The organism is Mesorhizobium sp. RCAM 05099, assembly GCF_059683685.1.
This window is the reverse complement of the sequence record NZ_CM185035.1, coordinates 5,220,289-5,243,222: the sequence shown is the minus strand read 5'-3', so window position 1 is coordinate 5,243,222 and position 22,934 is coordinate 5,220,289. Positions and strand designations below refer to the sequence as shown.

Here is a 22,934-nt window from a genome sequence, read left to right as displayed (position 1 = left end):
GGAAACGACGTGACCGCAAACACCAATACACAGGCTGTGGAGCCAATCGACCCGCAGCGCGCCTACACGGTGCTGATTTGCGATCTGGTCGGCCTGCGCTTCGGCCCTGACGGCAAGCCTGATCCGAGCGAAGTGCGCGCCCATATCGAAGCCAGGGGCGGCCGCTTTCACGCAACGGCGCTTGGCGACAAGGCAGGCCACGAAAAGGGGCGGGTGCATTTCTTCTACCAGCCAAACCTCAGCACCCGGGAAGAACTGATTGAAGCCGCCGGCGACGGCCGCTATGACGCCGTCATCGCCGCCGCGACCTTCCTGCCCGCCGAGACTGTCTTTCCGCTCGCCGGCGTGCGGATCGGTGCCGGCACCGGCAATATGGGCTCTCGCTCGTGGGGCGGCGGCAGTGGCGAGGGCGGCACCGCCGTGCTGATGAACACGCCTGGCATCAACAGCCGCGCCACCGCGCAGATGGTGATGAAGGCGATCCTGAAAGTGCTGCCCGATCTCCCGGTCGATACGCTTCACGACCGGGTGGCGCGCGGCGCGTTCGACACCGGCAGGGACCTGCGCGGTTTTCCGACGGAAAAGCTCGAAGGCAAGACGATCGCGATCATCGGCTATGGCAATATCGGCCGCGAGGTGGCCAAGCTTGCCCGCGCCTTCGGCATGCGCGTGGTGATCCACGCACGCCCGCGACACCGGGACTGGATAGAAGCCGAGGGCTTTGCCTATGCGGCAGACCTTGGCGATGCGGCTGAAGGTGCCGATGTGCTGAGTGTCCATGTGGGTCTGGGCAAGCAGGACGCGCAAAGCGGGCGCTACGCCAATGCCGGGCTCATCGGCGCGGATGTCCTGTCACGCATGAACAAGGGCGCGGTGCTGGTCAACTACGATCGCGGCGAGCTTGTCGACGTTGCCGCCCTTGGCGATGCCCTGGATACGGGGCAGGTGCGCCATGCCGCCATCGATGCCGATCTGTTCAGGGATGCCTCGACCGGTGCTCTCTCCGGCCCGATGCTGCCTTATCTCGATCTCGTCGAAAAGCATGGCGCCAGGCTTGAACTTCTGCCGCATGCCGCGGCCGATACGGACCATCCTTCGCGTGTCGCCGGCGCCAGGCAGGCCGTCGACCAGATCTTCGACGCCATCTGCCGCAAAACGGTGACCAATGCCAAAGGCACCGTTCCGGAAGGGTATCTTTCCCTGGGGGTGACCACGCCTCCTGGCATCGGACCGGTGACGGCACGCGACCTCGGGAAATTGACCGCCGACGAGTGCGCCGAATTGGCTGGTCTGTGTGAACGGCAAGCCCAGTTGTGGAAGGCTCTTTCAATCGCGCTGCCAGAGCAGCGCGGCAAGGTCATCGCCGAACAAGGCGAGGAGCTCGTCCGGTTGGCAAATCGCTTTTGCACGTTGGCTGAGAACCTGAACTTCAGAGGCCCGTATCAATAGGATCAAGCCGCCCGGAGGTGGATATATGCCAGGGGAGCCTCACGGCATTCTTCCCGCCGGTGCCTAGGCGCTCGATCTTGCGCATCTCGAGGTTGCCGCGATCCCGACAGATGCCGTAGACACAACGACTGTGGTTGGCATTTTGAAATGGCGGAGAAGAAGCATATGCCAGAGCAGATGAAGATCATCTCCGCAGCCAAGTCGCATGGCGGCGTGCAGGGCGTCTATTCCCACGCTTCGGAGGCCTGTGCCTGCGACATGACCTTTGCCGTTTTCGTGCCGCCGCAGGCCCGTGAAACGCCTTGCCCGGTGGTGTGGTACCTCTCCGGCCTCACTTGCACCCATGCGAATGTCATGGACAAGGGCGAGTATAGGCGCATGGCCGCGGAGCTTGGCCTGATCGTCGTCTGTCCCGACACCAGTCCGCGTGGCGCCAACATTCCTGACGAGAAGGACAATTGGCAATTTGGCAGTGGCGCCGGCTTCTACGTCGATGCCACGCAGGAGCCTTATGCGAAGAACTATCGGATGTATTCCTACGTCACTCGGGAACTGCCGGCCCTGGTCGCACAGGAATTTCCGGCCGACATGACGCGCCAGGGAATCTTCGGCCACTCGATGGGTGGCCACGGCGCGCTGACGATCGCGCTGAAAAATCCCGAGCGCTTCAGAAGCTGCTCGGCGTTTGCGCCGATCGTACAGCCAGCCACCGCCGGCTGGTCGAGGCCGGCCTTCGAAAAATATCTTGGCAACGACGAGACCTGGTGGCGGAACTACGACGCCACCTCGCTCATCGAGGACGGACATCGTTTCCCGGATTTTCTCATCGACCAAGGTACGTCTGACGGATTTCTCAACGATGGGCTGAGGCCCTGGCTGCTGGAAGTGGCCTGCGCCAAGGCCGGCATTCCGCTAACGTTGAGGATGCAGGACGGCTACGATCATTCCTATTTCTTCATTTCGACATTCATGGACGACCATCTGAAATGGCACTCCAAAAGATTGTCTGATCCAAAAGCCAGCGCATAAAGTTTTTTGCTATCCCGGCGGGATTGCCTTCCGCGACGGGCGCCGGCGAATGCAAGAGTGAAGATCCGGCCGACGGCGCATCGCATTGCCGCTGGCGTATACGGGAATACCTATAGCCATTAGAGTGGATATCGCGCGAAACAGGAGGTCGCTTGCGAGGGTTTGCGGAAAGCGTGATGCAGGGGCCGCGGACCGTCGCCGAGCAGGTCGCGAATGTCCTGCGCGAGGCCATTGCCAACGGCAGTCTCGAGGCGGGCACTGCGCTTCGCCAGGACGATTTGGCCGAGCAGTTTGGCTTCAGCCGGATGCCGATCCGGGATGCCCTTCGTCAGCTGGAAACCGAGGGCATCGTTTCCATTCATCCGACGAAGGGCGCGCATGTCGCCAGGATGGACAGCGCCGAGATCAGCGAAATCTACGCGTTGCGCGAATTGCTCGAAAGCGAGGCGCTCCGGCTCTCGATTCCCAATCTCACCGGCGCGAAGCTCGATGAGGCGGAACAGGTGCTCGATCAGATCGACGCGGAGCGCAATGTCGGCCGCTGGGGAGCGCTGAACCGGGCCTTTCATCTGGCTCTCTACGATGGCTGTGGCAACCATCGATTGCTCGACCTGATCGAGGCGCATCACAACGCGGCCGACCGCTATGTGCGTATACTGCTATCGAACCTGGATTATCGCAACCGCTCGCAGATGGAGCACCGCGACCTGCTGGCCGCCTGCAGGCGGCGCGACGGCGACAAGGCCGTAAGCATTCTCAGGCAGCATCTTCGCGAAGGAAGCGAGACGCTCGTCAACGCGATAAAGCGAGATGGTCTGTCACGAACATCTTAGTCTAGGCCATGTTGGAGTTTCAGCCCTGCGCCGGCTTGCGTTCGACGATGTAGATGTGGTCGGCCGCCAGCACCACTTCGCCGCGCTGGTTGATCACCTCGCAGCGCTCGATCACCCGTCCCGAACCTGGCCGCTTGGGATCGTCTTCCTTGGCCGCGATGGTGGTGCGCGTGCGGATCGTGTCGCCGATGAACACCGGCTTGATGAAGCGCAGTCGGTCGTAGCCATAGGAAAAGGCGACGGGATTGACGACGCTTGCCGTCAGCCCGATGCCGACCGAGAACACCAGCGTGCCATGGGCGATGCGCTGGCCGAACGGCGTCGTCTTCATGTACTCGGCGTCCATGTGATGCGGGAAGAAATCGCCGGTGTGGCCGGCATGGACGATGAAGTCCGTTTCGGTGATGGTGCGGCCGCTGGTGAGGCGCGAGGAGCCGATCTCGTAGTCCTCGAAATACTGGATCTGTTCCATCAGGGTCTTTCCGCGATCGGTGTCGCCGGCGCCGCACTCGACTGATAGGCCGCCTCGACCAGCGCCATCGTGCTCCGGGCATCCTCGACCGGGCTGATCAGTGTTGCGTCTTCTCCCGCCGCGAAGCGCTGGACATTGGCCATGCGGCCGACGAAGGCGTCGGGGAACCACTCGCCGGCCAATGGCACCGCGATCCAGTCCGACCCGCCTTTCGGATAGATCTCAAGCACGTCCGGCTCGCCGCGCGGATAGTCGAGATTGAGGCCGAGCTTGAGATAGGCTGCTCCCTCGGTGCCGCAGATGCGGAACTCGCAGGCCTGGTGCCGGCGGCCGAATTTGTGGTCGTGATTGATCGACAGCGCGCAGCGCACGGTGTCGCCGTAGTCGAGAATGGCGCTGGTGCGCGTCTGCGCCACCTTATGGTTGGGGTGGCCGAGCGTCTTGGCGTGGACACCTTGCGGATCGCCGAGCAACTGCCGGATCAGGTCGAGATAGTGGATCGAATGCATGGCGATCTCGACGCGCGGCGCCTTGAGCAGGAATTCCCACAGCTCCCAAGGTGTCGCTACCGCTAGCCATGCGTCGAAGTCGACGACCTCGCCGAGCCAGCCCTTGGCGATCGCGTCCTTGAGCGCCAGCATCATCGGCGCGAAGCGCAGCTGGAAGTTCACCGCCGCTTGCAGCTTCTTGGCGCGGCAGATCTCGAGGATCGTGGTCGCCTCGGCAAGGTTGCTGCCCATCGGTTTCTGGATCAGCGCCACGGCGCCGTCGGGCAGGGATTTCAGCACATCGGCATGGCGGGATGGCGGCGTCGCGAGGTCGAAGATCGCGCCCTCGACGGCGGCGGCTTCCTCCGCCGAGCGAAAGGCGGTTACACCCCATTGATCCGCCAGCCTTGCGGCCCCGGCATGATCGGGATCGTAAAGCCCGGTGACCGGAAAGCCCGCCTTCCTGTAGGCCGGGAAATGCGCGTCGCCGACGATCGATCCGGCACCGAAGGTGACGATCGGCCGGGGCTTCGAAGGCTTGGGCCAGGACTGAACGAGCGAGGCAGGATCGAAACCGCCTTCAGTCATGATGGAAGACCTCGTCCATCGCTGCCCACCATTCACCATCCTTGCGTGTCGCCAGCGGCTCCTGGCAAGGCATGCAAACCGCCCACCATTCCTGCGTCCTGGGATCGGCCGCCATCCTGGCCATGTCGGCCTCGTAGTCGGTGCCATGGTATTCGAAATAACTGAAGAGCAGGTTCTCCGGGCGCTTTAGGTAGATCGAGTAATTCCTGATGTTGCAGGCCGAGATCATCGTCAACACGTCGGGCCAGACGGCGGCATGAAGGCGGACATACTCCTCGACTTTTTCCGGCTTCAGCCCCAGAACCATCCCCATCCGCTGCATGCCAGTCTCCCTATTTCGAGATCGCCGTGGTGAATTCGGCGATGCTCATGGCCTTGACCGCGTCCCAGTCCCAGTCGATGCCGATGCCCGGTTCGTCGGGCGCCAGCGCCTGGCCATCCTCGATGCGCATGTGCTTGCCGGTCAACTGGTCGAGCTGCGGAATGTACTCGACATACCTGCCGTTCTGAACAGCGCAGGTCAGGCTGACATGCAGTTCCATCAGGAAATGCGGGCAGACCGGAATGTCGAACGCCTCCGCCGCATGGGCAATCTTGAGCCAGGGCGTGATGCCGCCGATGCGGCCGACATCGACCTGGACGATCGAGCAGGCGCCTTTCTGCATGTATTCGCGGAAATGGCGGATGGAATAGAGCGACTCGCCGATGGCGATCGGCGTCGGTGTCGAATTTGACAGCCGTATATGCCCGTCAATGTCGTCGGCCGGCAGCGGCTCCTCGATCCAGGCGAGGTCAAGCTCGCGCAGCCTTGCGGCGCGCCGGATCGCTTGGTCGACCGAGAAGCCCTGATTGGCGTCGGTCATGATCTCGTAGCCGTCGCCAACCGCCTTGCGCACCGCCGACAGGCGCGCAAAATCCTCCGCGCCATGCGGCTTGCCGATCTTCACCTTCGAGCCGCGAAAGCCCTTGGCCTTGGCGGCCAGCGCATCGTCGACCAGCGCTTGCGTCTCGATGTGCAGCCAGCCGCCTTCGGTGGTGTAGAGCGGGCAGCGGTCCTTGGCGCCACCAGCCAATTTCCACAGCGGCAGGCCCTGCTTCTTCGCCCGCAGGTCCCACAGCGCCGTGTCGACCGCAGCGATCGCTATCGCCGTGATCGCTCCGATCGTGGTGGCATGCGTAGCGAATTCGAGATCGTGCCAGATCGCCTCGATCATGTCGGGGTCGCGGCCGATCAGGTGCGGCACAAGATGGTCGGACAGGAGCCGCATCACCGACGAGCCGCCGGTGCCGATCGTGTAACTGTAGCCGGTGCCGACCGCGCCGTCGGAATCGGTGATCGTGACGATCGGCGTTTCCTGGCTGACGAAACTCTGGATGGCGTCGGTGCGCTTGACCTTGGGCACAAGGTCCACCATCCGCAGTTCGACTCTCTCGATTCTAGCCATGTCGGTCAGCTCCGCAATGTCTTTCCGGTGTCGGCGGCAAACAGATGCGCCTGCGACATGTCGAGGCTCATGGCGATCCGCTCGCCCGACCGCAGCTGTCGCGGATTGAGCATGCGCGACACCCAGTCTACGCCGTTGAACTCGACGAAGACGAGCGTCTCGTTGCCGAGCGGTTCGGTGACAGTGATCGGCAGTTCGATCTGGTGGACGTCGGCGACGCCACCTGAGCTGATGCCATGCCCGGTCGGATAGATGTCGTCCGGCCGCAGCCCGAACACGACCTTGTCGCCTGTGGCGACATTGGCCTTGAACTGGCCGGGCAAAGGCAGCTTTTCGCCGCTGGCGAAAACCATCTGGCCGTCGTCGATTGTCGCCTCGTGCAGGTTCATTGGTGGCGAGCCGATGAAGCCGGCAACGAAGCGTGTCGCCGGCCGCCGGAAAACCTCGTCGGGCGTGCCGACCTGCTCGATATGGCCGTCGCGCATGATGACGATGCGGTCGGCAAGCGTCATCGCCTCGACCTGGTCATGGGTGACATAGATCACTGTCGACTGCACCTTGGCATGCAGCTTCTTGATCTCGGTGCGCATTTGCGTCCTGAGCTTGGCGTCGAGGTTGGAAAGCGGCTCGTCGAACAGAAACACGTCGGGGTCGCGCACGATGGCGCGGCCCATGGCAACGCGTTGGCGCTGGCCGCCGGACAGTTGCGAGGGACGGCGGTCGAGCAGCGTATCGAGACCGAGGATGGCCGAGGCTTCGGCGACACGCCGGTCCATGTCTTCCTTGGCCGCACCGGCGATCTTCAGGGAGAAGCCGAGATTCTCGCGCACCGTCATGTGCGGATAAAGCGCGTAGGACTGGAACACCATCGAGATGTTGCGCGAGCGCGGCGGCAGATCGTTGACGACGCGTCCGCCGATCTCGATCGAGCCCTGGCTGATCTCCTCGAGCCCGGCGATCATGCGCAGCGTCGTCGACTTGCCGCAGCCGGAGGGGCCGACCAGCGCGATGAATTCGCGGTCGGCGATGTCGAGATCGATGCCATGCACGATCCCGATATTGCCGTAGCGCTTGGTCAGTCTTCGGAGGGAAACCGTTGCCATTGGATCAGCCTTTCACCGCGCCGGAGGTCAGGCCGCCGACAAGGTGTTTCTGGACGACGTAGGTGAGGGTGAGCGCCGGAATGATCATCACCACGGCGAGCGCGCACATGCCGCGCCAGTCGATGGTGAACTCGGCCGTGTAGTCGAGCAGGCCGACCGGCAGCGTCTTGGCGCTCACCGAGCGGGTCAGTTGCGAGGCCAGCGCGAACTCGTTCCAGCAGGTCAGGAAGGCGAAGATGGCGGCGGACGCGATGCCCGGCCCGGCGAGCGGGAACTCGACCTGCCAGAAGGCCTGCCAGCGTGTGCAGCCGTCGATCTGCGCCGCTTCGGCGAGGTCTTTTGGCACCTGGCGGAAGAAGCCGTCGATCAGCCAGATCGTGAACGGCACGTTGAGCGCGACATAGGCAAGGATCAGCCCGAAATGCGTGTCGATGATGCCGAGCCGCACATAGAGGAAGAACAGCGGCAGCGACAGCGCAATGCCCGGCACCGTGCGTGTCAGCATCAGGCCGAGAAAGACGCTGGATTTGCCGCGGAAGCGGTAGCGCGCGAAGGCGTAGCCGCCGGCCATGCCGATGGCGACCGCGATCACCGTCGAGGTCACCGAGATGATCAGCGAGTTGCGGAAATATTCGATCACCGGGATGCCGCCCTTGCCGATGCCGCTGAACATCGCGACATAGGCGTCGAGAGAGATCTCCTGCGGGATCCACACCGGCGGCTTGGCCATGATCTCGACGGTCGGCCGCAGCGACGAGATGACGATCCACAGGCCCGGCAGGCAGATCGTCAGCATCGCCGAGGAACAGGCCGATACGATAGACGATGCCCAGCAACCGACGCTTGAGGCGGGCGGAAGTATTCTCGTCCATTCTCACCACTCCGCACCGATCTGCGTGCGCGCCGCGGCGAGCTTGTTGAAGAAGTAGACGGTGAAGGCGATCGACAGCAGGATCGAGAAATAGGCCATGGCGTTGGCCATGCCCATGCGCCCGTCGCTATAGGCGGTGCGCGCCACCAGCGTCCACAGCAGCTCGGTGCGCCCGGCCGGTCCGCCATCGGTCATGATCTTGACGATGTCATAGGCGCGCGCGACGTCGAGCGAGCGGATAGTCATGGCGATGTAGGCGAAAGGCATGACGAAGGGCCACGTCACATAGCGAAATGTCTGCCACGGCGTGCAGCCGTCGACCCGCGCCGCTTCGATCGGCTCCTTGGGCATGGCCAGCAGGCCGGCGAGGATCAGGATGGCGAAGATCGCCGTCGACGACCAGATCTCGGCGATCGAGATGGCGATGAAGGCGAGATGGCCTTCGATCAGCCATGGTATGGCGTCCTGCGTGATGCCGAGCGACTGCAAGGCGTTGTTCACTAGGCCGATATTGTCGTTGAACATGAACTTGAACTGGAAGCCGACAAGGATCGGCGAGAACATCATCGGGAACATCATCAGCGTGCGCAGGATGCGCTGGCCGCGTGTCGCTTTCTCGACCAGCATCGCCAGGCCAAGGCCGAGCAGCATTTCGAGATTGAGCGCGATCGTCAGCAGCAGAACCGTGCGGCCGAACGCCCACCAGAAATCGGTGTTGGAGAGGATCGAGAGATAGTTCCGGATGCCGATGAAGACGTAAAATGTCTCGGGCTTGGTCAGGCGGAATGGCGTGAAACTGGAATAGAGCGACAGAAGCAGCGGCACGACGACGACCGCCGCCAGCACGATCATTGCCGGAAGCAGCAGCAGTAATGGCGCGGATGGCTTGAAGCCCTTCATCGGGGTCCTGTGTGATGTTGCATGCGACTGTCGGTGCCTCTTGCTTGTCGAGGACCGGTCCGGGGGAACTGAAGACTGTCGCGGATTGGTCCGCGCTCTCGCCTGGCAAGGCGCGATCGCCTCCCCCATCTTCCTGATGGGGGAGGCAGCCTTGGGAGCGGTTGCTAGAGCTTGCCGGCGTCCTGCAGGATCTGCGTCGCCTTGGCCGCGGCTTCATCCAGGGCCTGCTTGGACGTCTTGTCGCCGAGGATCGCCGCTTGCAGTTCGGGATAGACGGCGTTCGAGATCTCGATCCACGACGGGGTCTGCGGCACGGCGAAGGCGCTCTTTGCCTCTTCCTGGAAAGCCGCCAGAACTTCCTTTTTGTAAGGATCATTGGCTGCCTGCTGCAGATCCCAGTCCCAGACCGCCGTGCGGGTCGGCAACGGCCTGCGGCGGCCTCGAGCTTCTGACTGTCCTCATTGGTCAACCACCACACCAGCGAGGCTGCGGCCTCCTTGTTCGGGCAGTTCTCGGTCACCGAGAAGCCGTGGAAGCCGGACCAGCCGGTGCGCTTGCCCGACGAACCCTTCGGCGCGACTTTCACGCCGACATTGCCGGCGACCTTGGACGACTTCGGATCGTTGAAGAAGCCGGCCCAGCCCGGCCAGTCGAGATTGATGGCGACGGTGCCGGAGGCAAAGCCCTGGCCGAGATCGTCCCACAGGTAGTTGGTGGTTCCGGCCGGCACGGCCTTGGCCTTGTAAAGATTGACGAACCAGTCGAGCGCCCTGATGCCGGCTTCGGAATTGAAGACTGGCTTGCCGTCCTTGTCGAGATACTCGCCGCCCTCGGCGACCACCATCTCGTAGAAGCGACCGTTGATCGCCTCTTCCTTGCCGGCGAATTGCGTGCCGTAGAAATTGGGCGGGTTGGCGAAGAACTCGGCCTGGTCGGTGACTTCCTTCCAGGTGTCCGGCGGCACCAGGTCATAGCCGTATTTCGCCTTGAACTTGGTCTTGTTGTCGGCGTTCTCGTACAGGTTCTTCTGGTAGTAGAGCGCCGAAACGTCGAACTGCGCCCGCGGCAGCATCTCCAGCTTGCCGTCGATGGTCGCCGCCTTGATCGTCGAAGGCACGAAGGCGTCGATCTCTTCCTTGGGCAGCAATTTGCCGAGGTCGGTGTAGAGGCTCGTATATTGCGGCGCGAACGACGAATGGTTCCAGCCGACGCACCAGTTGGTGCTGCCCGAGGCGATGTCGGACTTGAGCTCCTTGTCGATATCGAAGCCGTTCTTCTTGGTCAGGATGTTGACCTTGGCGCCGGTCAGCTTCTCCCATTCGGGGATCCGCTCGTAGAGTTTTTCATATTGCTGGCCGCCGATCAGCTTGGCGTCGATGGTGACGCCTTCGAACTTGCCGGGCAGGTCGCCGGCAAGGGCAGTGCCTGCGCCGAATGCAAGCAACAATGCGCCGGCGGATACGCCGGAAAGCAGTCTGTTCATTGGTATCCTCCCTTGGTGCGCCTCAGCGGCGACCGCAACTCGTCTGATGACAAGAAGCGCTACATTCATATACAAACAAAACATTCATGGATACGTCAAGGCGAAATTTGTTTCCGCTGGTCACATTCCTGCGTATATGAAGGACAGAATTCACTGGAGGGACGAGCCATGGATGACAGCGAAGACGAGCGCTATCGCGCGCCGGCGCTCGACAAGGGGCTCGACATCCTTGAGCTGCTGGCGGGCGTCGACGGCGGCCTGACGCAAGCGGAAATCGCCAAGAAACTCGACCGCAGCCCGAACGAATTCTACCGCATGCTCGACCGGCTGGTACGGCGCGGCTACGTCACGCGGCTGGATGGAGACCGCTATTCGCTGACGCTCAAGCTGTTCGGCCTGGCGCAATTGCATGCCCCGGTGCGCCGCCTGGTTTCCTACGCCACGCCGCTGATGCGTGAACTGGCCGAGACATCGCAGCAGGCCAATCAACTCGTTGTTTTTGATCGCGGTTCCGCCGTCGTGATCGCTCAGCAGGAGGCGCCGAACTACTGGGGCATCTCGATCCGGGTCGGCTCGCATATCAGCCTGTTCGACACCGGCTCGGGACATGTCCTGCTCGCCTTCCGTTCACCCGAAGAGCGGCAGATGATGATTTCCGAGCATGTCCGCAGCACCGACAAGACGGCGCAATCGGCCGAATTCTTCACCCGCCTTGACCAGATCCGCGACCGTGGCTACGAGATGATGGCCTCGATGCAGACCGCCGGCGTCTTCAACCTGTCGGCGCCGGTGCGCAGTTCCGACGGCAAGGCGATCGCTGCGCTGTCGATTCCCTACATCACTGTCGTCAATGCGCCTTCCGCGCCCGACATCACCAGGACGATCGAACTGCTGCTGGCCACGGCTGACAAGTTGTCGCGCCTGGCCGGGTCGGCGGTCGGCTCATCGACGTAAATTCTTATTTGAATGAAGAATTCCTCCGTGAGATGATCTGAAGAAGCCAAAAGAGGAGGAGCCACCATGATCATCGACACCCATCTGCATCTCATCGATCGCTCGGCACTGCGCTATCCCTGGCTCGCCGGCGTGCCGGCGCTCAACCGCGATTTCTCCTACGAGGAATACGCTGTCGAGGCGCAACGTGTCGGCGTCGAGCGCGTGCTGCACATGGAAGTCGATGTCGATCCAGCCGACATCGAGGCAGAGACCGCTCGGGTCGAAGGACTGTCCGGGCAACCCGGTAGCATGCTGGCCGGGGTGATCGCCTCCTGCCGGCCGGAAGAGGCGGATTTTGCGGCCTATCTCGAACGTCAACGAGCAAATCCCTTCGTCAAGGGTTTCCGCCGCGTTCTCCATGTCGTGCCCGACGATCTCTCGGAAGGCGCGCAGTTTCGAGACAACATCAAGCGGCTTGGCGGTACCGGCCTGACCTTCGATCTCGTCGTGCTGCCGCACCAGATTCCCAAGGCGACAGCGCTTGCCGACCTCGCGCCCGATGTAAAGTTCGTCCTCGACCATTGCGGCGTCCCCGACATCAAGGGCGGAGCCGAGCATCCCCGGCGCGAACATATGAGCGAGATCGCACGGCGCCCGAATGTCATGGCCAAGATTTCCGGTGTCGTCGCCTATGCCGATCCCGGCAGCTGGACGGCCCGGACGTTGCGGCCCTATGTCGAGCACACCATCGGTGTATTCGGCTGGGACCGTGTCATCTGGGGCAGCGACTGGCCGGTCTGCACGCTTGGCGGCGGGCTCTCGACCTGGGTCGCGGCGACCCATGCGCTGCTTTCGGGCTGCAGCGTTTCGGAACGTGACAGGCTCCTGTCCGCGAATGCCCGCAAGCTGTGGCGGCTCGAATAGGCGGGTCCCCTTGGCATTGCGTCAGATCGTCGTCGAGACGTGCCGTTCGCGGCCATAGAGCGAGACCAGCAGCACGATGATGAAGCCGAGTGCCGCCTGAACCGCTGAAGGCTGGAAGCCGAGGCCGATCAGCAGCGTGTTGATTTCGGTCAGCACCAGCACGCCGGCGATCGTGCCGAGATAGCTGCCACGGCCACCGACCAGCGCCGCACCACCGACGACGACCGCCGCGATGGTCTGGAACAGATAGGGCTGGCCGACATCGCCATAGGCCGAACCGGTGAAGCCGAGCAGCAGTACGCCCGCGACCGCGGCGAAGAAGGCGCTCGCCGCATAGGTGATGACCCACATGCGAACCGGGTCGATCAGTGCCAGCGGGGCCGCGCCCGGATTGCTGCCCAGCGCATAGAGCCGACGCCCATAGGGCGTCCGTTCCAGCACCAGGACGACGAGTGCCGCCAGCACGACCAGGCTCGGCACCAGCCATGGAACCGGCAGCGGCCCGGCCGATCCGCCGATCGACACGAAGCTGGAAACCGCTTGCGGCGCGGAGCCTGACGGGAAGCCGGCTGTCCACAACAGAACCAGTCCTTGCACGACCATGCCGATACCCAGCGTGACAATGAGTGGCTGGATGTCGAGGCTGCGCGAGATCAGCCCGTTCAGCCCGCCGATCAGAATCGCCAGTACGCCGACGAGGCCGCAGACCAGGACAAAATTCCAGCCATCGCCGTAGAGCTGCGCCGCCACGACATTGGCGAAGCCGATGACGAAGGGGATGGACAGATCGATGCCGCCCATGATGACGACCAGCGTCTGCCCGATCGAGGCGACCGCCAGCAGCGAGGCGAGCACCAGCATGGCGCGCACCGCGAATGGCGAGGAGTAGCCGGGGATGAGGACTGTGCCGGCGAGATGCAGAACGGCGGCGACAAAGAAAGCACCGACGACGCGGGCATTGGTTGTCGCGAACAGGTTTCGCCCAGTGGCCATGTCAGCGCCCCCTCATGGCAAGACGTTCCTGCAGCGCGGTCAGCATCACCGCCAGCACCAGTATGGCGCCATAGGCGATCTGCAGCACGAAGGTCGAAACGTTGAACGTCGTCAGCACGCTTTGCAGCAGAAAGATGTCGATGGCGCCGATGGCAGCGCCCGCGACACCGCCGCGACCGCCGGCCAGGCTGACGCCGCCAAGCGCGACGGCGGCGATGGCGATCAGCGTGTAGGTCGGCCCGATATTGGGGTCGGCGGAGCCGATCAACGCCGTCAGCATCAGCCCGGCGCATCCGCTAAAGATGCCGGTCATGACATAGGCGATGAAGCGCACACGCGTGACATTGACACCGGCGGTGTAGGCGGCGCGGTCGTCGCTGCCGACCGCCATCAGCTGGTCGTAATAGGGAGTGCGCCGCACCAGCCACCAGGCAATGAACATCGCCGCCAGCGGCAGCATCGACAGCGGGCCGGACAGCGCCTTGAGCCAGGCAGGCGCCGGGCCGATCGGTGCCGGCAGGATCGTCAGCGTGACGCCGCTGAGGATCAGATAGGTGCCAAGCGTGGCGACGATCGGCTGGATGCGCACGACCGTCGCCAGGAAGCCGTTCGCCGCGCCCACCAGCGCACCGACGAGCAGCGCTGCCGGAACGAGCAGCAGGGGCGACGAGATGCCGGCGCCAAGGAACAGCACCTGGATCGCCAAGGCGTTGACGAAGCCCATCAGCGGTCCGACCGAAATGTCGATGCCGCCACGCCCGGCAAGGATCACCGGGGTCGACGCGATGGCCGCGCCGATAAGAGGCGCGGCCAGTCCGACCAGCGCGCCCCAGGAGCCCGGCTGGAACCGCCCCGGACTGAGAATGAGATTGACCGCGAGCAGGATCACCAGCAGCACGACGGCGAAACCGACGCTTCGTCCAAGAGACAGGAGGCGGGCTGCCGGGGTCATGCCGCCCGTCCGAACATGGCAGCGATTACACTGTCGGCGGTGAGCCGCTCATCGGCGATTTCGGCTGCGACCTCATTTTCACGAAACACCAGAACGCGCTGGCAGAGGAGAAGAATCTCTTCGATCTCGCTGGACAGGATGACGAGCCCCATGCCCTCGGCCGCCAGCCCGCGAAAGACATCGTAGAGCACATGCCGCGTCGCCACGTCGACGCCGCGCGTCGGGTCGTTGAGCAGCAGGATCGCAGGCTCCAGCGCCAATGCCCGCGCCAAAAGCACCTTCTGCTGGTTGCCGCCCGACAGTGTGGTGATCGGCGCATCGGGACGGGGCGCCACGATCGACAGTTTCTTGCGATAGATATCGTAGCGCGCCTTGCGCGCCGCAAGGCTGATCAGGCCAAGGCGCGTATCGCGCGACAATGTCGAGACAGCGAAATTGTCGAGCACCGACTGCGTCGGGAAAATGCCGTTCGCGCGCCGGTCGCGCGGCAGATAGGCAATGCCGCTGGCGACGGCCTTGCGAAAGCCGGTGATCTTGCGGGAAGCGCCCGGCACACCAAACTCGATCGAGCCGCCAAGCGGCGAGGCGAGTCCGGCGAGCATTTTGAGGAACAGCTCCTGGCCATGGCCGTCGAGGCCGGCGAGGCCGACGATTTCACCGGGAGCGATGGTTTGCGTTATTGCGCTGGCGCCGGGCGCGATGACGAGATCGCGGGCGGCGAGGCCAGGAGCCGTGTGATCAGCCATGCGCCAACTCCGCCGCCGTGCGTGGCGCCATGGCCTTCAGCAGTTCAGCCGGCGTCGAGGCGCCGCGTTCCTCGGTGCGCACAACGCTACCGCCGCGCAGGATCGAAATGCGATCCGAAAGTGACATCACCTCGTCCATGCGATGGGTGATGAACAGGATGAGGCAACCTTCGCCGGCAAGGGCGCGCATCAACGAGAAGACAGACTCGCGATCGGCGAAATCGAGTGCGGCGGTGACCTCGTCGAGGATCAGGATTTTTGGATTGCGCACGAGCGCTCGGGCGAGGACGACCAGTTGCTGCGCGGCAAGCGGCAACAGGCCGGCGGGCGAATCGAGCGGAACGTCGGTGACGGCGAAGCGCTTCAACGCCGCAGCCGCCCGGTCGCGACGCTCGTTGCGGGGGACGGTACGTCGGATCATCCCGTCGAGGCCAAGCAGGATGTTGTCTGTCACGCTGCGGTCCGGTGCGATCAGCACCTCCTGGAACACCGTGGCGAAACCTTGCGCCTGGAAAGCCGAGGGGCCAGCGCCTGAGAACGGCCTGCCTTGCAAAAGGATCGCGCCACTGTCCGGCTGGACGATGCCGGACAGAAGCTTGACCATCGTGCTCTTGCCCGAACCATTCTCACCCAGGATGGTGTGGATGGTCCCCGCCCGGAATGCGATCGAGGCGTCCGCAAGCGCGATCGTTTCGCCGTAGCGTTTGGATATGTTTCTGATTTCAAGCATGTCGTGTTTCGGTGCTGGCTGGCCGGCTCCCCGAAAGGAGCTGGCCTGCCGAGACTATATTTGGTGAAGGCGTCACTTTGCGCAGGCGTCACTTTGCACAGGCGTCTGGCACCTTCGAATAATCCCAGCCCTTGGCCGGCGCCGGGTTGGAGAAATAGGCGTCGAGCCATTCCTCCGGCATCGGGTCCTTGGGCGGGATCGGGAAGATCGAGACGGCGTCCGTCGTCATGCAGTCCTTGTACCATTGGCCGAGATCGGCGCTGTGCACCGGCGGGATCGGGATCAGCAGCGTGTTCAGCTTCGGCTTCTGGCCGTCGAGCATGCGCTCGCCAACGCGGAACAGCGTCTCGGCGGTCCAGTGCGGCAGCACGGCGTGGCCTTCGAAGCGGTACTTGTCGGGGTTGGCCTTCCAGTAGCCCAGCGCATCGCCGGTGATCGAGCCGGTGATCAATGGCGCCGGCCGGCCGGCTTCGGCGAAGGCTTCGGCGACGACACGGCTTTCGCTGCCGGTCGTCCACACCGCGTCGATCGGTGCCGGGTTGGTGGCGATGGCCTGCAGCACCACCGTCTTGGTGACGTTGGCAGTCCAGTTGCCGTTGACATTGCGCGAGATTTTCAGCTTCGGATTTTCCGCCAGCGCCTTGTCCGCGCCCTGGCGTTCCTGGACCACGATCGGGTGGCCGGCAATGCCTTCCACCAGAAGGATGCTGGCGCCGTCCGGCTGTGCCTTGCCGATCGCCGTCATCATGTCATAGCCCCAGCGCGCATAGTTGGAATCGACATTGATCGCGTTCGGGCTTGTCACCGAACCGGCCGCGGTGATGAACGGGATGCCGGCCTTGGCGGCGGCATCGATCGCATCGTCAAGCGCCGTCGCCGAACCCGGGATCGAGGTGATGATTGAGCATTTCTTGTCGATGAAGGCGCGGATCTGGTTGATCTGCTGGCTGGCGTCGTTGTTGGAATCCGACACCTCGAAGCTGGATACCGTGCCGTCGGCGATCAGCCCGTCGACCAGTCGCTTCAGTTCCTTGGTCACCGTCACCCGCCACGGGTTGCCCTGGTAGGATTCCGAGTGGCACCATTTCCACGGCTTCGGCGGCGGGGTGAAATTGTCCCAGGCCGAGGGCAGCACCTTCTGCGGCGCGCCGTCATATTGCGCCTTGAGTTCGGTCGGCAGCCCGCCGATGACGCCTTGCACGTCCTCGGCAAAGGCGGTCGTTGCAAGCGAGGCAAGCGCCGTTGCGGCCAGCAGGCCGCGGATCATTGCTGTCATTCTCGTTCTCCTCCGTTCGGTTTCGTTCAGGCTCCTCCACCGGCAGCGCCGGACACCTGCGCCGGAGAGCTCTCCCGGAACAGGCGATTGAGATCGGCAACGACCTGTCGGGACTGATGCCTGGAGGTCATGCCGGAAAGGATGCGGTCGGATGCCGCCTGCTGGAAGGCCATGTAGCCGTCATGGCGCGGTCGCACCCATGCGCCCTCCAGCGTCGCGCGCGTATCCCTGTAGAAATTGCCGGTCGCGGCATTGACGGCCTGGTCTTCCCAGGCGGCCGCATGGCCGGGCTGACCGCCGGCGGCGGCATAGGCGCTGCGCTGGACATCGCCGCTGGCGACCCAATAGGCAAAGTCGATCGCGGCCTCTTTCGCCTTCGAAAAGGCTGACACGGCGATGCCTGTGCCACCGAGCGCAGAACCGACGGGGCCGTTCGCACCGATGACCGGGATGTCGGTGAAGGCCAGCCGGATCGCGCGAAATCCCGTCACCGCATAGGAGACGTAACCGTAGATCAAAGGCGCGCAGACGAACCGGGAACCGGCCTCCGCCATACGCTCCGAAACGGCGATCGGGTCCATGTCGAAACAGGCGGGGTCGACCAGCGCGGTGATCTCGCGCATCGTCTCGAAGACTTTGCTGCCGGTCTCGACATCGATGAGATCGCGGGACGGATCGGTCGCGCAGGGATGCCCAAGATTGCCGGCAAGCGTGTAGAACGTCATCAGTACATGCGGCGGCCGCAATGGCAAAAGCACATGGCCTTGCCGGGCGAGATCGAGCACATCGCTCCAGCGCGGTGGCGGCGCATCGAGCGCATCCGGCCGCCAGGCCTGGACCTGGCTGGCAGCATCGATCGGAAACGCCCACTGCCGCCCCTGCCAGCTGTAGCTCGGATAGGACTGGCCGACGCTCCCCGAGGCGAGCGTCGCGCCCTCCGCCTCGCGAGCGACGACATCAAGCGGCTCAAGGCAGCGCTCCGCCGTGATCTGGCCGACATGCGGATGGTCGATGACGATGAGATCGTAGGCCCGCGCCAGTTCCTCGACCGGGAAGGACTCGAAATCCTGCAGCGAGCGCTTGTCCCACTCGATCGAGACACCCGTCCGTTGCCGCCACAGGGACGAGCAGGCGACCATCGGATCGTAGCCACGCGGATGGCTCCAGGTCATGCCCTTGAGGGTGCTCACAGGCCGAACTCCTCGCGGATTGCCGCGCTATGCTCGCCGATGCGGGGCGCTGCCCGATCGACCTTGGCCCTGATGCCATCGACCCTGAGCGGCGAACTGGTGGTGAGGATCGAGACGTCGTCCTCACGCGTCACCGTCTGCAGCATGTCGAGTGACTGGAAGCCCTCGCTTGCCAGCATCTCCGGCCAGGTCAGCACCTTGGCGCACCAGATGTCGGCCGGCTCAAGAATGGCCAGCCATTCGTCGATGGTCTTGGTGGCGATCCTCTGCGCGATGATCGCCTTGATGTCGTCGCGCGCGGTGAACCACGATGCCGGTCTGTCGCGATAGGGCGCCAACTCCTCGAGCGACAGCAGATCGGCCAGCTTGGGGATCGGCGTCATGGCGATGGCCAGATAACCGTCCTTGGCCGGATACACGCCATAGGGCGCCGACAGATAGGCGTGCGCGCTGCGGAAGTTGGAGCGCTTGGGCAAGCGCCGGCCGTCATTGAGATGGGTGGTCAGCACCTCGAACTGGAAATCCACCAGCGCTTCCAGCAGGCTGGTTTCGATATGGCTGCCCTGGCCGGTGATGCCGCGCCGCACCAGTGCCGCCAGGATGCCTTGCGCGCAGGCGGCACCGGCCAGCATGTCGCCGATGGCAAGCCCGAACGGCACCGGCCCCTGGTCCTCATCGCCGTTCAGCCACATCACGCCGGAGCGCGACTGCGCCAGCAGGTCCTGGCCTGGACGCTTGACCCAGGGCCCATCCTCGCCATAGCCACTGATCGAGGCATAGACGAGTCGCGGGTTGATCTTGCGCACAGCCTCATAGTCGAGGCCGAGCCGCTCGATGACGCCCGGCCGGAAATTCTGGATCAGCACGTCGGCCTTGGCCAGAAGGCCGCGCAGCGCCTTGAGGTCGGCCTCGTTCTTGAGGTCGATGGCGAGGCTTTCCTTGGCCCGGTTGATGGCATGGAAGATGGTGGAGTCGCCACCGATCTCGGTGTCGCTGAGATAGAGCCGGCGCGACAGGTCGCCGCCATCCGGACGCTCGATCTTGATGACGCGGGCGCCGAGATCGAGCAGCCTGAGCGAGCAATAGGGCCCGGACAGGAACTGGCTCATGTCGACGACGACGAGACCGGCAAGCGGCAATTCGGCTGCTGCCGGCATGGCTATTTCTCCGTCTTGCCGACGAAATCGGCCGGGTTGCGGTACTTCACCGTCTGCAGATGCTCGCAATAGAGAACCAGCTCGCCTTCGCCCTTGAACACCTCATAGCTGGCGCGGATCAGCCCCATTTCCTTATAGCGGGGCTGCTTGTCGAGGTTGGAGCGGATCGAATAGATCGTGTCACCAATGAAGACGGGCTTTATGAAACGCAGCCTGTCGTAGCCATACGAAAAGGCGTTGACGCAATTGGTGGCGACCAGCCCCAGGCCCGCCGAGAAGACAAAGGCGCCGGCCACCAGCCGCTTGCCGAAAATGCCCTCGGTCTCGGCAAACATCTGGTCCTGCACGTAAGGGTGGATGTCGAGCACCAGCGTGTTGAAAAGGTGGCTGTCGCCTTCGGCCATGGTGCGGCGCAACGAGCGGATCTTCTGGCCAACGGGCCAGTCCTCATAGAACCAGTTCTCGGCGTTCCACACCGGCAGGGCCGCGTGGTCCGCGGGCATGTTGGTGGGATACGTCGAGGCGACGCCGACGGTGGGCGCGAAATCGGTCATGGCTGGCTCCGATGGTCTCTCGCGAGGTTCCGGGCAACCGTTTGAACGCGCATCAAAGCGTCGAAAAGCACGGCTTCTCCTCCCGCCAATCTTCTTTTGTAAATAGTATTTTCACATATGGGGTTGCGTTGCAAGCGTGAACAGGCGAAATTTTGGCTGCTCCCGCGCACCCAAGCGCTGGCGGGCAGGGGAGGAAATCATGCGCGAGGATTGTCTAGTCTTTGTCGGCAGCCTGAACCGTGAGGCGCCCTATTTTCAGGGCGCGCGCGGGGTCGGTCTCAGCGTCTACAGGTTCGATGAGGAAACGCTGGGAACACGGAAACTGGCCGAGACCAATGACATCGACAATCCGACATTCCTGTCGGTGACGCCGGATGGCTCGCGCCTCTACGCCAATTCGGAGGTCTTCACCTGGCGCGAGGGAACCGTCTCCGCCTACAGCTTCGATCGCGCCTCGGGGACGCTCAGCTATCTGAACAAGCAGCCCTCGCTGGGCAGCATCACCGCCCACAACACCATCACCCAGGACGGGACGAAACTGCTGGTCGCGAATTACGGCATGGGCGAGGGTGGTCCGGATCGCGCCGTGGCGGTCTATGGCTTCGACAAGAACGGTGCCTTGTCGGCACCGCTGGCCAGCGTTTCGCATAAGGGCACCGGCCCGAATGCGGCGCGGCAGGAACGATCGCATGCCCACAGCGTCACCGAAACCATCGCCGGCGGAACGGCTATTGTAGCCGACCTCGGCATCGACCGCCTGGTGTCCTACCGCATCGAGCATGATGGCAGCCTGAGCAAGTCAGCCGAATCCGCTTTGCCGCCGGGCGCCGGTCCGCGCCATCTCGCACTGCATCCCAACGGGCGCTTCGTCTTTGTCATGAACGAGCTGGATTCGACCATCGTGTCGATGGCGCTCGACGATGCCACCGGCAAGCTGTCGATCATCGACGCCAGGCCGGCGGTGCCGGCCGAGGCGCGCGACAGCAATCATTGCGCAGACATCCAGATCTCGCCCGACGGTCGTTTCGTCTATGGCTCCAACCGTGGCCACGACAGCGTCGTCATCATGGCGGTCGACCAGAGCACTGGCGCTTTGAGCCTCGTCGGCTATTTTCCTTGCGGCGGCGCGACGCCGCGCAACCTGGCGCTGACGCCGTCAGGCGGCCATCTGTTCTCGGCCAACCAGAATGCCGACCGCATCTCGATCTTTGCCCGCGACGCCGACAGCGGCATGCTGACCGACACCGGCCGCGCCATCGAGATCGGCACGCCCATGTGCGTCAAGATCGTGCGTTGAACCGCCTGCAACGAACCAGGGCTCATGCTTGTTGTATTGCCGAGAGCTTCCAGTTCGAGCCATTCTCACGCGTGAATGTCCACAACTCGGTCGTCTCTGTGGGATGGTCCTCGTCGCCCTCGACGATCTTGCCGCTGGCCCGTTCGCGCGTCACGTCACGAGACTCGTAGCGCAATGCCGCCGTGGCGTAGTCGCGGTCATCCTCGCGCCAGCTTTCCGCGATGTCGGCCTGCAGCAAGGTGATGTCAGACACCTCGTTCCTGAGACCTTTCTGGGCATTGTCTGCCAGCTCTTCGGACAGATAGGACACCATCTCGGGCGTCGTCGCCCGACGCAGAGCGGCATGGTCTTCGCGCCCGAATGCTTCCTGGACATCGGTCAACAGCTGCTGGAATGCGTCGAGGTCGGTCTGAGCCAGCGTGAGGTCCTCGGAACCCGCGGCCGGGGAGCCGCCGCCCGAACCGCCGCCAAAGCCGGGAATTGTGAAGGAGCGTGCAGGGTCCGTCTGCTGCTGTGCCGTTGCGCGGTTCTCAAATCTCGACGCCTGGGCATTGCCTGCACCGGCGAGCGCTGGGGCAGGGCCACGCGCGGATTGCGACCGGAAGAAGCGGATAGCCAGCATGATCGCGCCACCGATGAGCAGGGCCTGAAGCAGGAAACCGAACATTCCGGCCAGGCCGCCGAAGCCTTGGCCCACAAGCAGGCCGATCAGGCCGCCGAGCAGCAGACCGCGCATCATCGTTCCACCGAAGCCGCTCATGAAGCCGGGCCTCTGCAGGCCGGCCTGCGGCTGCCGGGCGGCAGAGTTCACACCGGTGTTGGGCGTCATCGAACGCTCGACCGGAGCGGTCGGCGCCGGTGCGGTCCTGGTCGGTGGCGCCGACTGGAAAGTGCGGGTGCCGCGACTGCCGAAGCTGCCGCCGCGCCGAGCCTCGGCATGATCGATCGCGATCATGGAGAACGCCAGGAACAGTCCTGCAAAGAGGGTGCCAAATCGGCTTGTGCGAGACATCATCGGGGTTGGCCTTTGTCGGTGTGTTTCTTGGAAATTTTCAGCAAATGCCGGCCCGGTTACTGGGCGGCGTCATGCGTCAATCGAACAATTCTTCGAAGAAGGATTTCTTCCGCTTAGGATAGCGGTGGCCCTGCGAGCGGGAATAATCCTCATCGCGACCGTGCTGCGGCTGGGAGAATGCCGCCGGCTGCGGCTGCGGCGCGGTTGGCGCCTCCCTGCTGGAACGCTCGATGATCTTGTCGAGTTCGCCTCGATCAAGCCAGACGCCGCGGCACTGCGGACAGTAATCGATCTCGATACCCTGGCGTTCGCTCATTGTGAGCGCGACGCGGCAGGAGGGGCAAACCAGACCAAGGACGGAAGATGTCATACGGGGCTCCAAACCGAAAGGAATGAGCCCGCTTGACCGAAAAGGATGGAAACGGGCCCGTTAAAGCGGTCCGACATCACAATCACAGAAGCGATCGTCAGAGGGGCCCGGCCCGCACCGAACAGTTAGGAAT

The 22,934-nt window shown here is 63.6% G+C and carries 22 protein-coding genes and 2 pseudogenes; 6 read left to right on the top strand and 18 right to left on the bottom strand.

The genetic code is table 11. The annotated features are described in order from the left end of the window. Positions 1-9 precede the first annotated feature (9 nt). The 3 genes from AC56QQ_RS25950 to AC56QQ_RS25940 all read left to right on the top strand — a co-directional run bounded on the left by AC56QQ_RS25950 (position 10) and on the right by AC56QQ_RS25940 (position 3,311). Positions 10-1,449 (top strand): NAD(P)-dependent oxidoreductase, encoded by a 1,440-nt coding sequence (locus AC56QQ_RS25950; RefSeq protein WP_497123897.1) that lies wholly within the window; start codon positions 10-12, stop codon positions 1,447-1,449. 165 nt (positions 1,450-1,614) lie between these two features. Further along, complete coding sequence (fghA, locus tag AC56QQ_RS25945; protein ID WP_497123896.1) at positions 1,615-2,478, top strand: S-formylglutathione hydrolase; 864 nt, start codon at positions 1,615-1,617, stop codon at positions 2,476-2,478. A gap of 176 nt (positions 2,479-2,654) precedes the next feature. Further along, positions 2,655-3,311, top strand: a complete 657-nt coding sequence (locus AC56QQ_RS25940; protein ID WP_497123895.1) for a GntR family transcriptional regulator — start codon at positions 2,655-2,657, stop codon at positions 3,309-3,311. A 19-nt stretch (positions 3,312-3,330) separates the two neighbouring features. Here AC56QQ_RS25940 and AC56QQ_RS25935 read toward each other — a convergent pair whose 3' ends face one another. From AC56QQ_RS25935 to AC56QQ_RS25900, 8 genes and pseudogenes are all read right to left on the bottom strand, one after another. Beyond that, positions 3,331-3,786 (bottom strand): MaoC/PaaZ C-terminal domain-containing protein, encoded by a 456-nt coding sequence (locus AC56QQ_RS25935; RefSeq protein ID WP_497129124.1) that lies wholly within the window; start codon positions 3,784-3,786, stop codon positions 3,331-3,333. Next, positions 3,783-4,859, bottom strand: coding sequence for a Gfo/Idh/MocA family protein (locus AC56QQ_RS25930; RefSeq protein WP_497123894.1), 1,077 nt, complete (start codon positions 4,857-4,859; stop codon positions 3,783-3,785). Before AC56QQ_RS25930 ends, AC56QQ_RS25935 begins: the two co-directional genes overlap by 4 nt. Then, positions 4,852-5,181 carry an L-rhamnose mutarotase gene (locus AC56QQ_RS25925; protein ID WP_497123893.1) on the bottom strand — a complete coding sequence of 110 codons (330 nt, stop codon included), beginning with the start codon at positions 5,179-5,181 and terminating at the stop codon, positions 4,852-4,854. The genes AC56QQ_RS25930 and AC56QQ_RS25925 overlap by 8 nt, the downstream gene beginning before the upstream one ends. A 10-nt stretch (positions 5,182-5,191) precedes the next feature. After that, entirely contained in the window at positions 5,192-6,304 is a 1,113-nt protein-coding gene (locus AC56QQ_RS25920; protein ID WP_497123892.1) for a mandelate racemase/muconate lactonizing enzyme family protein, read from the bottom strand. A 5-nt stretch (positions 6,305-6,309) separates the two neighbouring features. Next, positions 6,310-7,407, bottom strand: a complete 1,098-nt coding sequence (locus AC56QQ_RS25915; protein WP_489860168.1) for an ABC transporter ATP-binding protein — start codon at positions 7,405-7,407, stop codon at positions 6,310-6,312. A 4-nt stretch (positions 7,408-7,411) separates the two neighbouring features. After that, positions 7,412-8,279 (bottom strand): annotated as a pseudogene (locus tag AC56QQ_RS25910) (carbohydrate ABC transporter permease). Positions 8,280-8,281: 2 nt separating this feature from the next. Next, on the bottom strand, positions 8,282-9,178 hold the full coding sequence (locus AC56QQ_RS25905; RefSeq protein ID WP_497123891.1) for a carbohydrate ABC transporter permease: 897 nt from the start codon (positions 9,176-9,178) through the stop codon (positions 8,282-8,284). A 164-nt stretch (positions 9,179-9,342) separates the two neighbouring features. Further along, positions 9,343-10,661: pseudogene (locus AC56QQ_RS25900) on the bottom strand (ABC transporter substrate-binding protein). 168 nt (positions 10,662-10,829) lie between these two features. On the opposite strand from AC56QQ_RS25900, the gene AC56QQ_RS25895 reads away from it, so the two are divergent. Beyond that, positions 10,830-11,615 (top strand): IclR family transcriptional regulator, encoded by a 786-nt coding sequence (locus AC56QQ_RS25895; protein ID WP_489860171.1) that lies wholly within the window; start codon positions 10,830-10,832, stop codon positions 11,613-11,615. A 66-nt stretch (positions 11,616-11,681) separates the two neighbouring features. Next, on the top strand, positions 11,682-12,521 hold the full coding sequence (locus AC56QQ_RS25890; RefSeq protein ID WP_497123890.1) for an amidohydrolase family protein: 840 nt from the start codon (positions 11,682-11,684) through the stop codon (positions 12,519-12,521). A gap of 21 nt (positions 12,522-12,542) precedes the next feature. Here AC56QQ_RS25890 and AC56QQ_RS25885 read toward each other — a convergent pair whose 3' ends face one another. From AC56QQ_RS25885 to AC56QQ_RS25850, 8 genes are all read right to left on the bottom strand, one after another. Beyond that, positions 12,543-13,514 carry an ABC transporter permease gene (locus AC56QQ_RS25885; protein WP_497123889.1) on the bottom strand — a complete coding sequence of 324 codons (972 nt, stop codon included), beginning with the start codon at positions 13,512-13,514 and terminating at the stop codon, positions 12,543-12,545. A gap of 1 nt (position 13,515) precedes the next feature. Continuing rightward, a complete protein-coding gene (locus AC56QQ_RS25880) occupies positions 13,516-14,466 on the bottom strand; it encodes an ABC transporter permease (protein ID WP_497123888.1) in 951 nt (316 codons plus the stop codon). Next, positions 14,463-15,212 (bottom strand): ATP-binding cassette domain-containing protein, encoded by a 750-nt coding sequence (locus AC56QQ_RS25875; RefSeq protein ID WP_497123887.1) that lies wholly within the window; start codon positions 15,210-15,212, stop codon positions 14,463-14,465. Before AC56QQ_RS25875 ends, AC56QQ_RS25880 begins: the two co-directional genes overlap by 4 nt. Further along, the gene (locus tag AC56QQ_RS25870; protein ID WP_497123886.1) at positions 15,205-15,942 is read right to left on the bottom strand and encodes an ATP-binding cassette domain-containing protein; all 738 of its coding nucleotides are present in this window, start codon (positions 15,940-15,942) and stop codon (positions 15,205-15,207) included. The genes AC56QQ_RS25875 and AC56QQ_RS25870 overlap by 8 nt, the downstream gene beginning before the upstream one ends. An 88-nt stretch (positions 15,943-16,030) precedes the next feature. Beyond that, positions 16,031-17,218: an ABC transporter substrate-binding protein gene (locus AC56QQ_RS25865; protein WP_497123885.1), complete on the bottom strand. Its 1,188-nt coding sequence runs from the start codon at positions 17,216-17,218 to the stop codon at positions 16,031-16,033. Positions 17,219-17,244: 26 nt separating this feature from the next. Further along, a complete protein-coding gene (locus AC56QQ_RS25860; protein ID WP_497129122.1) occupies positions 17,245-18,390 on the bottom strand; it encodes an extracellular solute-binding protein in 1,146 nt (381 codons plus the stop codon). A 14-nt stretch (positions 18,391-18,404) separates the two neighbouring features. Then, positions 18,405-19,565: a CaiB/BaiF CoA transferase family protein gene (locus tag AC56QQ_RS25855; RefSeq protein WP_497123884.1), complete on the bottom strand. Its 1,161-nt coding sequence runs from the start codon at positions 19,563-19,565 to the stop codon at positions 18,405-18,407. 2 nt (positions 19,566-19,567) lie between these two features. Then, positions 19,568-20,119, bottom strand: a complete 552-nt coding sequence (locus AC56QQ_RS25850) for a MaoC family dehydratase (protein ID WP_497123883.1) — start codon at positions 20,117-20,119, stop codon at positions 19,568-19,570. Between the two features lie 199 nt (positions 20,120-20,318). Here AC56QQ_RS25850 and AC56QQ_RS25845 point away from each other — a divergent pair, with 199 nt between their 5' ends. Beyond that, on the top strand, positions 20,319-21,416 hold the full coding sequence (locus tag AC56QQ_RS25845; RefSeq protein WP_497123882.1) for a lactonase family protein: 1,098 nt from the start codon (positions 20,319-20,321) through the stop codon (positions 21,414-21,416). Between the two features lie 22 nt (positions 21,417-21,438). Here the strand turns inward: AC56QQ_RS25845 and AC56QQ_RS25840 are convergent, their stop codons facing one another. After that, positions 21,439-22,431 (bottom strand): Tim44 domain-containing protein, encoded by a 993-nt coding sequence (locus tag AC56QQ_RS25840; protein ID WP_497123881.1) that lies wholly within the window; start codon positions 22,429-22,431, stop codon positions 21,439-21,441. 76 nt (positions 22,432-22,507) lie between these two features. After that, positions 22,508-22,801: a TFIIB-type zinc ribbon-containing protein gene (locus tag AC56QQ_RS25835; RefSeq protein ID WP_497123880.1), complete on the bottom strand. Its 294-nt coding sequence runs from the start codon at positions 22,799-22,801 to the stop codon at positions 22,508-22,510. Between the last annotated feature and the right edge of the window lie 133 nt (positions 22,802-22,934).

Bases quoted from the DNA above. Each gene is read 5' to 3' on its own strand.
- AC56QQ_RS25940 (WP_497123895.1), top strand. From the start codon at position 2,655: ATGCAGGGGCCGCGGACCGTCGCCGAGCAGGTCGCGAATGTCCTGCGC.
- fghA (WP_497123896.1), top strand. From the start codon at position 1,615: ATGCCAGAGCAGATGAAGATCATCTCCGCAGCCAAGTCGCATGGCGGC.
- AC56QQ_RS25880 (WP_497123888.1), bottom strand. From the start codon at position 14,466: ATGACCCCGGCAGCCCGCCTCCTGTCTCTTGGACGAAGCGTCGGTTTC.
- AC56QQ_RS25845 (WP_497123882.1), top strand. From the start codon at position 20,319: ATGCGCGAGGATTGTCTAGTCTTTGTCGGCAGCCTGAACCGTGAGGCG.
- AC56QQ_RS25865 (WP_497123885.1), bottom strand. From the start codon at position 17,218: ATGACAGCAATGATCCGCGGCCTGCTGGCCGCAACGGCGCTTGCCTCG.
- AC56QQ_RS25920 (WP_497123892.1), bottom strand. From the start codon at position 6,304: ATGGCTAGAATCGAGAGAGTCGAACTGCGGATGGTGGACCTTGTGCCC.
- AC56QQ_RS25905 (WP_497123891.1), bottom strand. From the start codon at position 9,178: ATGAAGGGCTTCAAGCCATCCGCGCCATTACTGCTGCTGCTTCCGGCA.
- AC56QQ_RS25895 (WP_489860171.1), top strand. From the start codon at position 10,830: ATGGATGACAGCGAAGACGAGCGCTATCGCGCGCCGGCGCTCGACAAG.
- AC56QQ_RS25850 (WP_497123883.1), bottom strand. From the start codon at position 20,119: ATGACCGATTTCGCGCCCACCGTCGGCGTCGCCTCGACGTATCCCACC.
- AC56QQ_RS25875 (WP_497123887.1), bottom strand. From the start codon at position 15,212: ATGGCTGATCACACGGCTCCTGGCCTCGCCGCCCGCGATCTCGTCATC.
- AC56QQ_RS25840 (WP_497123881.1), bottom strand. From the start codon at position 22,431: ATGATGTCTCGCACAAGCCGATTTGGCACCCTCTTTGCAGGACTGTTC.
- AC56QQ_RS25915 (WP_489860168.1), bottom strand. From the start codon at position 7,407: ATGGCAACGGTTTCCCTCCGAAGACTGACCAAGCGCTACGGCAATATC.
- AC56QQ_RS25885 (WP_497123889.1), bottom strand. From the start codon at position 13,514: ATGGCCACTGGGCGAAACCTGTTCGCGACAACCAATGCCCGCGTCGTC.
- AC56QQ_RS25930 (WP_497123894.1), bottom strand. From the start codon at position 4,859: ATGACTGAAGGCGGTTTCGATCCTGCCTCGCTCGTTCAGTCCTGGCCC.
- AC56QQ_RS25870 (WP_497123886.1), bottom strand. From the start codon at position 15,942: ATGCTTGAAATCAGAAACATATCCAAACGCTACGGCGAAACGATCGCG.
- AC56QQ_RS25860 (WP_497129122.1), bottom strand. From the start codon at position 18,390: ATGACCTGGAGCCATCCGCGTGGCTACGATCCGATGGTCGCCTGCTCG.
- AC56QQ_RS25890 (WP_497123890.1), top strand. From the start codon at position 11,682: ATGATCATCGACACCCATCTGCATCTCATCGATCGCTCGGCACTGCGC.
- AC56QQ_RS25925 (WP_497123893.1), bottom strand. From the start codon at position 5,181: ATGCAGCGGATGGGGATGGTTCTGGGGCTGAAGCCGGAAAAAGTCGAG.
- AC56QQ_RS25855 (WP_497123884.1), bottom strand. From the start codon at position 19,565: ATGCCGGCAGCAGCCGAATTGCCGCTTGCCGGTCTCGTCGTCGTCGAC.
- AC56QQ_RS25835 (WP_497123880.1), bottom strand. From the start codon at position 22,801: ATGACATCTTCCGTCCTTGGTCTGGTTTGCCCCTCCTGCCGCGTCGCG.